Below are 12,835 nucleotides of genomic sequence, written 5' to 3'. Positions count from 1 at the left end.
GAGCCAGAGATTTTCCCTGGCAGTAGGTCCGCCCAGCGACTCAGGGATAATGTGTCGATCTCCATCGGCGTGCCGATAATACGCGCCGAGGTCAGGCAATAGCCGCAGCGATGGCGCGCCTCACCGGCGACCTGCTCACGCAGCGCCCTCCCGATGTAGCTACGGCTCATGTCCTTGATGAAGCCCCGAGACGTCATGGCCTCGCTGCTTGAGCAGCGCGGCAGATCGGGAGCGAACCAGCATGATCCGCGTGTACTCCTTCATGAGCGTCGCGAGCGCCTCGATGTCCGACGCGGAGAGCCCTTCGCTCTGGCGCTTGATGTGCAGATCCTCGAGGTCCGCAGCCTTCTCCGGGGCGAGGCTCTGCCTGGCGGCCCGCCAGAGGTCCTCGTCACCTAGCAGGTGCAGCGCGTCGATGGCCTCCGCCATGTCGACCGCCAGCTCGTCGGGTTCGTCAGGGAGGGAGGTTGCCACCGCGTCGACGAGCTCGGCCTCAACGGTTCGTTGCGTCTTCTGCGCGCGGCGAGCCAGGCGCTCGTACAGCGGCTCGGGCAGGTTCACGGTAACGGCTTGAACGGCCATATCCTAGTTTACGATGGGCCGTCGAGGCCAGCAAGCTCGGCGGTGCAAGGCACAGCGCGACGCGCAGCCGGCCGTTCTCCTCTGCCGTGCCATGATCGGTATCCTCGTCGGCCCAACACTGAGCCCGTGATGGCGAGGGAGACCCCCGCGCGGCTCGGGCTCTCGCTGGAAGCTCCGGAATGCCGAGCGCGCGGGCCCACGGAAGGGATGGCCTGGTCCGACGGCTCCGCGTGCGGGAGGCTCGCCGCCGCGGCGGTCGTCGCCGAGCGCCGGGTCTGGTAGGGTGCGCGCAGAGGTGCCTGTGCTCAAGCTGCCGAAAGATCTCGTCGCCGATCCGCGCCATGACGCGGTGTCCGAGCTCCTCACCAAGCACGCGGGTCTCTTGTGGGAGAGCGGCCGGAACCAGGTGGCGACGCTCCCGATGACCGACGCCCTGGCCGCGGAGCTCCGCGGCGCGCTCGCGGCCGAGCACGCCTGCCACGGCCTCGAGCTCATCGCCGACAAGCTCGCCAGGGAGCAGAAGGGGCTCGACGCCGCGGCCAGGAGGGCCCCGGAGAGCCCGCAGAACGCCCGCGCGTCCCGCATCCTCTTTCTCGCGAGCGACGGCAGCACACGCTTCTATCGCGACTGCGACGCGCTCCTCTCCCGCTACCCGCAGCGCCTCCTGGCCTGCCGGCTCGAGATCACCGGCGAGGCGCTGGGCGAGAAGCTCACGGGGAGCGCAAGGATGATCCGGAGCGTGCTTGTCCTCGACAAGAGGGTTGTCGCCAGAGCCCTGCTCGCCCTGCTCCCGCCGGGCTGACGCCCGGCGGCGCCACGGCGCGCTCCAGCGCAGCGCGCCCTCCGTCCACGCGGCGCTCGCGTGCAGGCAGCACCGGCGTCCTCCAGGGGCAAGCCTCTGCGCCTGGAGGTCCTGGCCTCCAGGCCACAGCCTCCACTCCATCGCCTGGAGCATTTTGGCAGGACTGCCGGCGAGCTCCCGCACCGGCGCTCGCTCCACGAGCGCCCCCTCAAGATCGCCCGAAATCCGCGCCCGCCGAACCGGCACGCTGCGTGCTCAGCGTGCTCAGGAGGAAGGACAGGCAGTCGAACAATCAAACCCCGACCGGAGAGAACCCATCATGAAATCTACCGCATTCATCCTCAGCAGCCTCGTTGTCCCCTTCGCCCTCGTCGGTTGCGTCTCGGACTCCGAACCTCACGACGAGGGGCTCATGGACGTCGAGGAGGCCGCCGCCTTCCCCGAGGCAGCCCGCGCCCCGGCGGAGGTGCAGCCGTCCGAAGGCATCGGCGCGCAGAACACGGCGCCGGCCGCGGACGCCCTCGCCCAGCAGACGCTGATCCCCGCCGGCAAGTCCGGCGCAGAGATCGCGGTCAGCTCCGGGGGCGGCGCGCAGTCTCTCGTCCTCCTCCAGCTCCCGATCGTCAATTTGCTTATTAACCCCGGATTCGAGAACGCGCAGGCCGGGATCCCGTCGGGCTTCATCGATCATGGCAGCGCCAACGCGTCATGGTTCGCCGGCTGGGGCACCGCGGCGGACTCCTGGCCTGCCACGAGCAATGACCTGAACTACGGCGCCATCGCGACATGGCTCAAGACCGACGTCGTGCACACCGCCAACAAGCGCAGCCTCCTCGTGTCCGCGACGACGACCAACGGCGGCATCGCCCAGCAGTACTGGACATCCGCCAGCCCGCCGCCGAACAACGCCTACCTGCGGTTCAGCGTCTGGGTCTATACCGTGACGGGGCAGGTGACCATAGGGCTCGGCAGCGGCGGGACGGGTTACACCACCAGGACCTCGACCCAGACCGGAAAGTGGGAGTACCTCCAGACCTGCGGCACGTCGTTCAACAACGAGGTCTATATCTACACGATCGGCGGGCCGGCCGTATACTACGTGGACGACGCCAACGTGTCGGCGACGCCTTCGCCCCTCCTTGATCAGTATTGCTCGCCCGGCGCGGTCGTCTTCTGATCCAATCCGCCGCCGCTCGGCGCGCAAGTCGGGAGAACCCGCACCGGGCACACCGAACATGGGCTCCGCACCCCATCGCTCAGTCGGTGCAGCACGGCGCCCCGCCGGGGGCGCCGCAGGTCGCCGGATCGTCGCTGCACGGCAGCCCCCAGGCCACGGTGGCGCCGAGGACGACCTCCACCTGCGCCGTGTGCTTCGTCGAGCCGTCGTCGTTGCGCGCCTCCGCCGCGAGGAGCACGTGAGTCCCCTCCTTGAGCACGGAGTCCGGCTGCCACTGCCTTCCGGGGAGGAACGCAATGAGCCCGAATGCGTGCGGGAACTCCCCGGGGAGGAGCTCGATCATCCCCTCCTGCGGCACGCCCGGCGGGAACAGGTCCCCCGTGGCAGGGTCCTTGACGCTGTACCGCACGCGGACCCTCTCCCCGCAATCGCTGCAGCCGACGGCGAACCACAGATGATATCCCCCCTGGGGCCCGGTGATCACCGGGAGCGTGGCGCCATCCTCGATGCTCTCGAAGCAGGTCTCGCCGGTGCCTATCTCGAACACGGCGGGGTCGTCCGGCAGGCGGCATCCGCCGCCGCCGCCGGCCCCCGTGGAGCCTCCGCCGCCGCCTTCCCCCGGGGAGCTGCCGCCTTCGCCTGCGGAGCTTCCGCCGCCTTCGCCTGTGGAGCCGCCAGCGCCCGATCCATTCGAGCTGCCGCCGCCCTCGCCGTTCGAGGTGCTGTCGACGCTCCCCTCGCTGGTGGAGCTGCCGCCGCCGCCCTTGCCGGCGGAGCTGCCGCCCATCGAGTCCGCCTCGACGCTCGAGCTGCAGTGGAGACACAGCAGCGCGATGGTGAACACGGGAGTCGCTTGCCAGCGGGTCAATGTGCGAAGGAAAGATCTCATGGGGAGCACCTGGAACACGCGAGGGCGCTGCAAAGGGGAGAGCCGGAGCGCTCCCTCCTTCAGGCGCGATGTCCCGGAGGGCCGCGACGGGCTCGACGCGAGCGTCGGCCCTGGCAGACGTGGCAGCAACCGTTCCATCGCGCGCTCCGCGCAATCCGGGCGCTTTCCCGAGCGCGCTCGCCAGCGCGCTGCGCCACGTGTGCCAGGCGCAGACAGCTCTGGCACAGGGACCGGGCCCCAACGGCCCGACCGGCGCGGCGTGCGCGCTGGAGAGGGGCATCGACGGCGCGCCCGGCCGCGGCGCGCGTCTTCGAGACCCACGCCGTGCCTCGGCGCGCTATGGTGTTGTCTCCCGGCCGGGGGCCGGGGGTTCCTTGCCGCCCATGCCGACGACCCGCCTGTTGCACAGCGCCGAGATCCCCCAGGCCGACAACCTCGCGAACGTGCGGCGCGTGCTGGAGGCGCTCTCGGGCGGGGTGACCGAGAAGGAGCGGATCTCCGAGCAGACGGGCATCTCCTTGCGGCACGTCGGCTATGCGCTCGCCGCTGCCCGCGTCCTCGGCTGGCTCGGCGACGACGGCGCCTCGATCACGCCCGCGGCACGCGAGCTGCTCGCCACCTCGTCCGGCTCTGCCGACGAGCGGACGCACCTGCGGCGCGCGATCTTCGCGTGCCAGGTCGTGAAGGAGGTCGCGCCGGATCTCTTCGAGCCCGCGGCGCCGACGCGGGAGGCGCTCGCGCGGCGCATCTTCCGCTTCACCGCGGGCATCGGGAAGGAGACGGCGCGCCGGCGCGCGCAGACCCTGCTCGCCTGGCGGAGCCAGGTGCTGGAGCGGCAGCTCCCGCTCTTTCCGAAGCGCCCGAGGAAGCGCGGCGCCGCGGCCGCAGCGAGCGCTGGCGAGGAGACGGGGCCGGGCGAGGAGACGGGGCCGGGCGAGGAGACAGCGCCGCGCCGCTGACGGGCGCCTGGCGCGGTGGGGGTACCTCGAAGCTCGGTCGCTCGCCTCGGAGCTACCGCGCCGCCGGCGGCTTGCGCGCGGGGCGCGCCGCCCGCAGCGCGTCGGCGCTCAGCGGACGGCGGGTGTCCTTGCCCTGGCCCCGGTGCGGCGCCGGCTTGCCCCCGTTCCGCCCTCCCTACGCGCCCCTCGATCTTTTCCAGGAGAGAGAGCCCGGCAGGAGGATCCCGCTATTCCGGGTCGGGGAAGGTGCATAACCTGGGATCCTCGCCGCGCGGCGCCCAGCGAGACCGCGCTGGAACGCACGCCGGGAAGGACGAACGCATGAACCCTTATGCACCTCCGACCGCATCCACCGAGCCTCACGCCGCGAGCGTCGAGCAGATCAGCCCGGAGCGGCGCCTCGAGATCCAGAAGAGGCTGAGTCGCTTCAGCACCTTGAGCTTCCTCTTCGGGTTGCCGGGGATCGTGCTGCAATCGGTAGGTCGCGCGACGGACAACGCTGCCATCTCGCTCCTCGGCGTCGCCCTGTTCATCACCGCCCTCGTGTATTACGCGAAGATGCGCGGCCGGAGCGGCGCGTGGGGTATCGTGGGGCTGGGCACCTGCATCGGCCTGGCGCTCCTCTACTTCCTGCCGAAGCACTGCCTGAACTGCGAGGCGAAGCACTCGTACCGAACGAAGGGTTGCGATCGCTGCGGCGCGCCGCTCGGCTCTTGATCGCCGGCGCTCGCCGGCGTGCCGCGGATCGCGGCGCCGCGGCAGGCGGACCGCGGGCCTCGATCTCGGGCCCCGCGCGGCGCTGCAAGGGGTAGGATGCCGCCCATGAACCGCGTTTCCAGGATGATGACGGTCACGGCGATCGCCCTCGCGGCGGTCGCAGCCGGCTACGGGCTCCTGAGCTCGCGCGCTTCCGACCCGAAGACGCTGGTGGGCCGCGTCTGGATCGAGCGGCTTCCGAGGGGCGACACGGACCTTGTCGAGCTCGTCGTGCTGCTCGCCGACGAGCCGATCGGCATCTTCCGGCGTTCGTCTCAGTACGAGGGCTCGTTTGCCCTGTTTCGTTACGAGCTCCGCGGCAACGACAAGGTGCAGCTGCTCTTCCCGCAGGACAAATCGAGGCACGAGGTCGCCTTCGATGCGCGGCCGTGCGACGTGAAGGGCTTCGACTACTGCCTCGATCTGAGCGGCGCTCCGCGGGGCGCGGCGAAGTACTACAGCCGGAAGGACTGGGAGATAGAGGGGAGCGACCTGCCGGCGCTGGAGAGCGCGCTGCGAGCGCTCGGCGATGAGCTGCTCCGTTCCGCGCCGGAGCCGTGAACGGAGCAGGCCGGCCACCGCTCTCCGCGTCGCGCGCTCTCCTCGGAGCTACCGCGCTGCGGGCGGCTTGTGCGCGGGGCGCGCCGCGCGCAGCTCGTCGGCGCTGACCTTGCCGTCGCGGTTCGCGTCCGCGGCCTTCACCCGCTCCCAGCGCTTGTCACCCACCTCGTCCCTGGTGAGGAAGCCGTCGCCGTTCTTGTCCTTCTTGGCGAAGCGCGCCTTGTGCTTCGCCGCCCGGTCCTTCATGCGCAGCTCGGCGTGCGCCTTGAGCTCCTCGGCCGACAGGGAGCCGTCGTTGTTCGTGTCGGCCTTGCCGAGCCGCTTCTGCGCCTTCTCGGGGAGCTCAGCGACGGTCAGCTTGCCGTCGCCGTTCTTGTCGAAGCGCTTGATGAGGCGGGCGGGGTCCTTCGGGCCGTGCTGGCGGCGGGCGTCCTTGCCCTGGCCCTGGTGCGGCGCCGGCTTGCCCCCCGTGCCGCCCGCGTCGTTCGCCGCGTAGGCCGCTCCGCCGCCGGCGAGGACGGCCGCGGCAAGGAAGCTGCCGAGGACGAGGCGACGGAGCGCGGTGTGGGTCTTGTGGGAGAAGAGGGCGAGGGTCATTGGGTCGTGCTCCTTGGTGCAAGGGCCAGCGTGTTCTTGCCGGCTTCTGTTCGTGAGACGTGCCCCGGGCCGCCCTCCCTACGCGCCCCTCGATCTTTTTTCAGCGGGCGCGGCCTTGGCCCACGGCACCTCGCTCGGCGCCGGCCCGCCACCGCCCGCCCGCGGGCAGGGGCCGCGCGCGGCCGCCGGTGTGAGCCTCCGCGCATCACATCGAGGTCGCAGCGTCGGCTCCGGTCGACGGACGCTGAGATCCACGTCCAGCGGGGGTATAAAGGAAGCAGAGACGACGATGATCTTGTACCGACCCGTGGGCCTCGCCGAGCTCCGGCTCATCGCAGAGGCCGGCTATCGAGCGTTCCCGCCGCGCCTGTCGCATCAGCCGATCTTCTATCCGGTGCTGACGGAGGAGTACGCGCGCAAGATCGCCCGCGACTGGAACACCGCCGATGAGACCTCCGGGTTCGCGGGGTGGGTGACGCGGTTCGAGGTCGAGGACGATTTTGCCCGCAGGTATCCTGTGCAGATCGCAGGCGGCCGCTCCCACGAGGAGCTCTGGGTGCCCGCCGAGGAGCTGGAGGAGTTCAACCGGCATCTCGTCGGGACCATCGAGGTCACCGAGGTCTATTGCGGGCCGAAGTTTCAGGGAGACATCGATCCTGCGACCCGCCTCCCCCTCGGCTGGCTCCGCAACCCGCCCACGAAGGTCAGCTGAGGCCATGGAGCTCTCGACCCTCGCAGCGAACCCCCCTCCCCGCGAGATGGAGTTGCGCCTGGAGCAGCACCGGCAGGAGCTGACAGGCCACTGTTACCGGATGCTCGGCTCCGCGTTCGACGCGGACGACGCCGTGCAGGAGACGATGGTGCGGGCGTGGCGGAGCTTCGATCAGCTCGAGGGCAGCGCCGCGATGCGATCGTGGCTCTACCGCATCGCCACCAACGTGTGCCTCGACATGCTGCGGGGCCGGTCAAGGCGGGCTCGACCGATGGATCTCGGCCCGGCGGGCTCGGCCGAGAACCCGGTCCTCGACACGCTGGCGGAGGCGACGTGGGTGCTGCCGATCCCGGACGGTCGGGTGCTGGCGGCGTCCTGCGACCCGGCGGAGCTCGTCTCGTCGCGGCAGACCATCCGGCTCGCGTTCGTGGCCGCGCTCCAGCGGCTCCCGCCCCGGCAGCGCGCGGCGCTGCTGCTGAAGGAGGTCCTGTCCTGGGAGGCCGCGGAGATCGCGGAGCTGCTCGGGATGACCGTCGCCTCGGTCAACAGCGCGCTGCAGCGCGCCCGGGCGACGATGGGCCAGGAGGAGAAGAGCGACCTCCATGAGCCGATGAACGAGGCGCAGCGGTCCTTGCTCGGCCGCTACGTCGCGGCCTTCGAGCGGCAGGACGTCGACGCGCTGGTCTCGCTGCTGCGCGAGGACGCGACCTGGTCGATGCCGCCCTACCGGCTGTGGCTGCGGGGGCGTCCCTCGGTGCACGCCTGGCTCCTCAAGGTGGGCGAGGGGTGCAGAGGCTCGCGGCTCCTGCCGGTGGCGGCGAACGGATCCTTCGCGCTGGGGCAGTACCGGCCGAGCGGCCCTGGCGGCGCCTTCGTCCCGTGGGCGATCCAGGTCATCGACGTGTCCGCCGGGGAGATCGTCGGGGTGTGCTCGTTCCTCGACGCCGAGCGGCTCTTCCCGCTCTTTGGCCTGCCCCTGCGGCCCGAGCCGTAGCTCCAACAACCAGCCACGTCCTGTTCCCGGTGGACGCGGGCGGCCTACTCGCCGGGGCAGGCGATGAACAGCGTGGCCCCCTGCTGGGCTTCACCCCTGCCGACGAACCGGATCTTGCGGCGCTCGTCTGCCGGGCAGCTGGCGACGATGGCCGGGTCGCCGCGGCCGTTCGCCGGGTCGACGTAGCACCACCCGTGTACCGGCTCGCCGCCCGTCTCGACATTGTCGCTCACGTCGTCCCTGCACGCCTCGCCCTCTGCGCCTGCGAGCTGCTCGATCTCGCACACGCAATCCCAGCCGGCGGCCGCTGCGATCGGATCGGCGAGCACCTCTTCCTTCGCCGCCGCGTGCTCCTCCGTGACGTCGGCGCGCGCCGGGATGTCAGCGCAGCTGCACGCGCCCTGCGAGTTGCGCGCCTCGAGGATCAGACAGGCGACCCCCCCTCCAGCCTCGGGCGTCAGCGTGCGCTGCAGGCACCGGCTGTCGAGCCCCGTCTTCAGACGCTCGATGACAGCGCCGATCGCCGGCCGGTAGCCGAAGTCGGCTGCGTTGTGGTCCGTGAGCTGGCGCGGGCACACCGAGCCGACGATGCCCTGGGGGCCGAGCTCCCGGATGAGCTGCAGCTCGCGGAGGCTCGGATAGGCCTTCACCTTGATCTGCGTCGTCGACCTGGGCCCCGGATCCTCCTGGTCGTTCCCCGCTTCCGGCTCGCACAGCGGGTTGTCGCTCGGCTGACCTCCCACCGCTCTGCAGTCGCAGCTCTGAGCCTGCCCATCGCAGCTCTTCACCGCGTCCCTGGGGAGATCGAAGATGCAAGCGTACTGGAGGTCCCCCGTGCTCTCCGCCGGGATCGTGTACTCGCGGCCGTTGATGGCGTTCCAGCCGGTCTCCTGCGGCGGGACGATCGTGTCGCCGGTGATCGGGTTCGTGCCCGAGCGAGGCTTCATCGACTCGACCATGAAGGGATCCTTCGGCCGCTGGTACTTCGCGGGATCGCCGAGGATGAGCTCCCAGGTGCTGCTGTAGGCGCCGTCGAGCAGCGGAGCGCTGAGCTCGTCGGCGTTCTTGAGCCCACCGACCGGCTCGCCGTCCTGGTTGAGGCCGTTCAGCAGGTCGGGATGGCCTTGCGCGTTCTGGCGCGCGATGTCCTGCCATGGCACGCCGACGATGCCGGCGAAGAAGACGAGCCCGGGATCGCGGATGCCGTGGTCGAGGTCGTCCGGGTTCAAATCGCTGAAGATTGGGTTCGGGACCAGCTCGCCCCTGCGGTTCGGGATCTGCGCCTCGGTGAAGGCGCGCCGGTAGCGGTCGATCGGATAGAGGAAGTCGAAACCGAACCGGCGCTTCTGGTCCCAGCAGCGAGAGTTGACCGGGTCCTCCGCGGCGGTCAGCCTGGCCGCGTCGCCGTCCGGGCCTGTGCACGCCGGGTCCTCGGTGCAGCCCGTCTGATCCTGGCGGCACGACCTGCAGCACGTGTTGCCCGGGTCCTGGGCGCACTCGGCGCGCGGCCGCCACATCCGGAAGCCCGGCGCGGTCTCTGCGACGAGGTAGTCCATGCCCTCCTCGCGGATCGAGCAGTCGTTCTCGTCGGTGAGCATGAGGATCGCGAGGAGGGAGCTCGGCCGCAGGAAGTCGGCGCGCTGCTTCTTGACGACGGCATCCTCGCCGGTGACGACGATGTACTCGGTGGCCGGGTCGACGCTGATCGTCTCGTAGGGCTCCGGGTCGACGAGGAAGCGGTACACGCTCTCGAGCTGCGCCTCGAAGCCGCAGCCGGTCTGCCCCGTGCCCCTGACCATCGCGGTGAGCTGCCCGACCAGCGACGTGTCGTTGAGGTCGGCGTTCGAATCGACGCTGATGTCCGCCTCGCCGTCGTTCGGACCCGGCCTCTCCGGCTCGCCATCGAGCTTCTGATCCGGATCCCAGGCCAGGAAGCCCCGGTCGAGGTAGGTCGGGATGTCGTTTTCGGTGGAGCTCTCGTCGCTGCGCGCGAGGAGGTGCGCCATGTCCACGTTCGAGGTGCTCGTCGTCCCCTGGCAGGCGCCCGACCCGTGGCCGCCGAGGCTCGAGCTGATGATGCCGATGTGGAGGTCCTTGACCGGCGCGAACTCACGCTTGTAGGCCTGCGGACAGGGGTCGTTCGGCGAGCCGACCGTGGTCGGGGGCATCGCGCCGGTCTCGTGGATGCAGCGCGGGTTGACGAGACCGTGGACGAGGTCGGGGATCGCGGTGGCGAGGACGTCCTGCTTGTCGGCCATCGAGCCCGAGTTGTCGATCGCCAGGAGGAGATCGATCTTGTCGACCGAGCCCTGCACCAGCCGCTCGGGGTGCAACGTCGCCGGTCCTGGCTCCGCCATGCCCCCTGCACCGCCCGCCCCTGGGCTCTGCCCACCGTTGCCCTGCTCCGCGCGGATATTCTGCGCGCAGCCGCCAGGCGCAACCGTGGCAACGGCCCAGAGCCAGATCGCCGCTGCTGCAGCCCTGTTCCTGCCCCTCATGGCGCAGAGCCTCTGGCGGCGTGCTTGGTGAGTCAAGCGCTCCGAGCTCCGGGCGCTCGTGCGCCGCCGCCGAGCGCGGCCCAGGAAAAAAACTTCCGGACGACCGATGAGTCGGGCGCCGCCGCGGCGTCCTAGGGATCGAATCGGCCGCGCCGCGCCGCCATGACGCCGGGGCGCGAGGACCGATCTGTCCAGAGCGAGCCAGGAGGAGACGATGGAGACGAGCGCCTCGATGTCGGAGCAGCACGTGGAGCCGGTGGTTGTGTCGAACAAGAAGGTCTGGGCCGGGCGGATCCTCAGCGGCCTCTCGGTGGCGTTCCTGCTCTTCGACAGCATCGGGAAGCTGATGATGGTGCCCCAGGTGCTGGAGGGGTCCGAGCAGCTCGGTTATCCCGTGAGCTCGGTCCGCGGCATCGGGCTCGTCCTGCTGGCGAGCGTCGTCACCTACATGATCCCGCGCACCTCCGTGCTCGGCGCGATCCTGCTGACGGGCTTCCTGGGCGGCGCCGTCGCCACGCACGTGCGCGTCGACAACCCGCTGTTCAGCCACGTCCTGTTCCCTGTGTACGTCGCCGCGATGATCTGGGGCGGGCTGCTCCTGCGCGACGAGCGGCTGCGCGCGCTGCTCCCGCTCCGGAAGTAGCGGGGCGGAAGCAGCGGGATCGAGAAATGATCGCGCGACCGATGAGTCAGAGCGGGTCGCGCAGTCTGTGATGGAGGAGCGCCCGCCGTGCCGGGCGAGCACCCAAGGAGAGACGACGATGCGATTCTTGATGCTGTATCGGCCTGACAAAAGCCAGGAGCTCTGCGCACCCGATCCGGAGCACATGGCGCAGATGGGGAAGCTCATCGACGAGATGACGCGGGAGGGCGTGCTCCTCGGCACCGACGCGCTCCTCCCCACCGCGATGGGCGCGCGCGTCCGGAGAGCAGGCGCCGAGCTCACCGTGAGCGATGGGGCGCTCCCGGACATGAAGGATCCGATGGTCGGCTACGCGCTGATCCGGGCAGCCTCGAAGGAGGAGGCGATCGCGGGGGCGAAGCGCTTCCTCCAGGTCGCCGGGGATGGTCACTGCGAGGTGCTACCGCTGATGGATGGGCCTCCGCCCTCCTGAGCGCGCAAGCTGCGACGATTGGGCTGTCATCAGAATTATACACTGTGACGGCTTTCTGAGGCCTCCGGTTTGAGTTTCATCTCTCCCGGGAGGGTCTCGAGAGGGAAGGTGGCGAAGAGCCAGCCTGCCGCGCGACACCCGAAGAAGAAGCCGAGCATCGAGGCGCTCATGGCCGAGCGCGACATCGTGCGCGCCACGATCGCGGGCATCCCGCGTCGGGATAGAAGCGACGTGGCTGCGCTGAGGGCGTGGCTCCAGGACAGAATCAATCGGCAGATGCGGGACGTTCCACCTTAGCTGAACTGACCAGCAGAGCCGCGTCAGCTCGTCGCTACGGTGTCCTCGCGCACCTGACCCCTCCGGAATCGCTACAGTTGTCTGCGTCGACTTCCTTGCGGTAAGACGAGAGCAGATACGACGCATCGCGCCGCCAGGAGCCTCCCCGAATCATCTTGTATGGGAGGCCGCTTACTTGGGCACAATCGTTACACGGGGACTTGTAATTGTAGTCGTACCAGTCCAGAACCCACTCCTGCAGGCTCCCGGCCAGGTCCGCGTGTCCCCATTTCCCATCTCCCTTCGGCGATCGCGACCCAACGCTCTGGATATCGCTGAGCGCGCACTCGCCTGACGCAGACCCGTCCCCCATGCAGTTATATGCCGCATAGGTGCCATCTATCGTGGACGAGCCCGGCGGAGTCGCCCACGGATATACCCGCTGCTCATCTCCGCCCGCCGCCGCGTAGTTCCACTCTGCTTCCGTCGCCAGACGGCCCCCATCCCACGCGCAGAACGCGAACGCCACGGACCAGCTCAGGCAGTTCATCGGCAGATGCTCATGATCACCGATCTCGTCCGTCCACGTCGAGAAGTTCGCATTGCACCTTACGGCTGCCGTTAACTCCGGCGCGCCAGCAGGCAGGTGGCTCGCGAATTCAACCGCATCCCACCCGCTCCCCTCGATGAGTGGGTGTGCCCCCGCTCCTGGTGCGGGCTTACTTCCGGGATACGCCTCGACGAACCTGCGGAACCGCCCCACCGTCACCTCGAACCGATCCAGCAAAAACCCGCTCACCATCGCTGGAAACGCTGGATCGTTGCCCCGGTTGAAGGTCCCCCCGGGCACCATCGCGGTCGCGCAGCAGCTCTCATTGCCACGCGGCCCGCACGTCTCGGGCAGCCCGACGCAGCTC

Annotated in this window: 15 protein-coding genes and 1 pseudogene; 10 read left to right on the top strand and 6 right to left on the bottom strand. The window is 69.8% G+C overall.

The genetic code is table 11. The features are described 5' to 3' along the window. Positions 1-99: pseudogene (locus WMF11_RS26955) on the bottom strand (hypothetical protein); the annotation flags it as partial. Positions 100-159: 60 nt separating this feature from the next. Beyond that, positions 160-561 (bottom strand): hypothetical protein, encoded by a 402-nt coding sequence (locus WMF11_RS26950; protein WP_437972746.1) that lies wholly within the window; start codon positions 559-561, stop codon positions 160-162. Between the two features lie 150 nt (positions 562-711). On the opposite strand from WMF11_RS26950, the gene WMF11_RS26945 reads away from it, so the two are divergent. The 3 genes from WMF11_RS26945 (at position 712) to WMF11_RS26935 (ending at position 2,561) form a co-directional block, all read left to right on the top strand. Beyond that, entirely contained in the window at positions 712-864 is a 153-nt protein-coding gene (locus WMF11_RS26945; protein ID WP_437972745.1) for a hypothetical protein, read from the top strand. 13 nt (positions 865-877) lie between these two features. Further along, complete coding sequence (locus tag WMF11_RS26940; RefSeq protein WP_437972744.1) at positions 878-1,384, top strand: hypothetical protein; 507 nt, start codon at positions 878-880, stop codon at positions 1,382-1,384. Positions 1,385-1,703: 319 nt separating this feature from the next. Then, complete coding sequence (locus tag WMF11_RS26935; protein WP_437972743.1) at positions 1,704-2,561, top strand: hypothetical protein; 858 nt, start codon at positions 1,704-1,706, stop codon at positions 2,559-2,561. A gap of 79 nt (positions 2,562-2,640) precedes the next feature. Here the strand turns inward: WMF11_RS26935 and WMF11_RS26930 are convergent, their stop codons facing one another. Next, positions 2,641-3,450, bottom strand: coding sequence for a hypothetical protein (locus tag WMF11_RS26930; RefSeq protein WP_437972742.1), 810 nt, complete (start codon positions 3,448-3,450; stop codon positions 2,641-2,643). A gap of 383 nt (positions 3,451-3,833) precedes the next feature. Here WMF11_RS26930 and WMF11_RS26925 point away from each other — a divergent pair, with 383 nt between their 5' ends. From WMF11_RS26925 to WMF11_RS26915, 3 genes are all read left to right on the top strand, one after another. Further along, positions 3,834-4,409, top strand: a complete 576-nt coding sequence (locus tag WMF11_RS26925; protein ID WP_437972741.1) for a hypothetical protein — start codon at positions 3,834-3,836, stop codon at positions 4,407-4,409. Positions 4,410-4,730: 321 nt separating this feature from the next. Then, complete coding sequence (locus tag WMF11_RS26920; RefSeq protein ID WP_437972740.1) at positions 4,731-5,126, top strand: hypothetical protein; 396 nt, start codon at positions 4,731-4,733, stop codon at positions 5,124-5,126. Between the two features lie 105 nt (positions 5,127-5,231). Next, positions 5,232-5,726, top strand: a complete 495-nt coding sequence (locus WMF11_RS26915) for a hypothetical protein (RefSeq protein WP_437902154.1) — start codon at positions 5,232-5,234, stop codon at positions 5,724-5,726. Positions 5,727-5,774: 48 nt separating this feature from the next. Here WMF11_RS26915 and WMF11_RS26910 read toward each other — a convergent pair whose 3' ends face one another. Then, the gene (locus WMF11_RS26910) at positions 5,775-6,323 is read right to left on the bottom strand and encodes an EF-hand domain-containing protein (RefSeq protein ID WP_437972739.1); all 549 of its coding nucleotides are present in this window, start codon (positions 6,321-6,323) and stop codon (positions 5,775-5,777) included. Between the two features lie 289 nt (positions 6,324-6,612). Here WMF11_RS26910 and WMF11_RS26905 point away from each other — a divergent pair, with 289 nt between their 5' ends. Together WMF11_RS26905 and WMF11_RS26900 are read left to right on the top strand one after the other, a co-directional pair. Then, positions 6,613-7,035, top strand: a complete 423-nt coding sequence (locus tag WMF11_RS26905; protein ID WP_437540894.1) for an ADP-ribosylation/crystallin J1 — start codon at positions 6,613-6,615, stop codon at positions 7,033-7,035. Positions 7,036-7,039: 4 nt separating this feature from the next. Beyond that, positions 7,040-8,029, top strand: coding sequence for a sigma-70 family RNA polymerase sigma factor (locus WMF11_RS26900; RefSeq protein ID WP_437972738.1), 990 nt, complete (start codon positions 7,040-7,042; stop codon positions 8,027-8,029). Between the two features lie 44 nt (positions 8,030-8,073). On the opposite strand, the gene WMF11_RS26895 is transcribed toward WMF11_RS26900, so the two are convergent. Further along, positions 8,074-10,527: a hypothetical protein gene (locus WMF11_RS26895; protein WP_437972737.1), complete on the bottom strand. Its 2,454-nt coding sequence runs from the start codon at positions 10,525-10,527 to the stop codon at positions 8,074-8,076. 214 nt (positions 10,528-10,741) lie between these two features. On the opposite strand from WMF11_RS26895, the gene WMF11_RS26890 reads away from it, so the two are divergent. Together WMF11_RS26890 and WMF11_RS26885 are read left to right on the top strand one after the other, a co-directional pair. Then, positions 10,742-11,170 carry a DoxX family protein gene (locus tag WMF11_RS26890; protein WP_437972736.1) on the top strand — a complete coding sequence of 143 codons (429 nt, stop codon included), beginning with the start codon at positions 10,742-10,744 and terminating at the stop codon, positions 11,168-11,170. Positions 11,171-11,288: 118 nt separating this feature from the next. After that, positions 11,289-11,642 (top strand): YciI family protein, encoded by a 354-nt coding sequence (locus WMF11_RS26885; protein WP_437520323.1) that lies wholly within the window; start codon positions 11,289-11,291, stop codon positions 11,640-11,642. A gap of 331 nt (positions 11,643-11,973) precedes the next feature. On the opposite strand, the gene WMF11_RS26880 is transcribed toward WMF11_RS26885, so the two are convergent. Further along, positions 11,974-12,771 carry a formylglycine-generating enzyme family protein gene (locus WMF11_RS26880; RefSeq protein WP_437972735.1) on the bottom strand — a complete coding sequence of 266 codons (798 nt, stop codon included), beginning with the start codon at positions 12,769-12,771 and terminating at the stop codon, positions 11,974-11,976. Positions 12,772-12,835: the final 64 nt, after the last annotated feature.

Source organism: Sorangium sp. So ce295 (genome assembly GCF_051527405.1).
Classification (GTDB): Bacteria; Myxococcota_A; Polyangia; order Polyangiales; family Polyangiaceae; genus Sorangium; species Sorangium cellulosum_B.
This window is presented reverse-complemented; position numbering and strand designations above follow the sequence as displayed.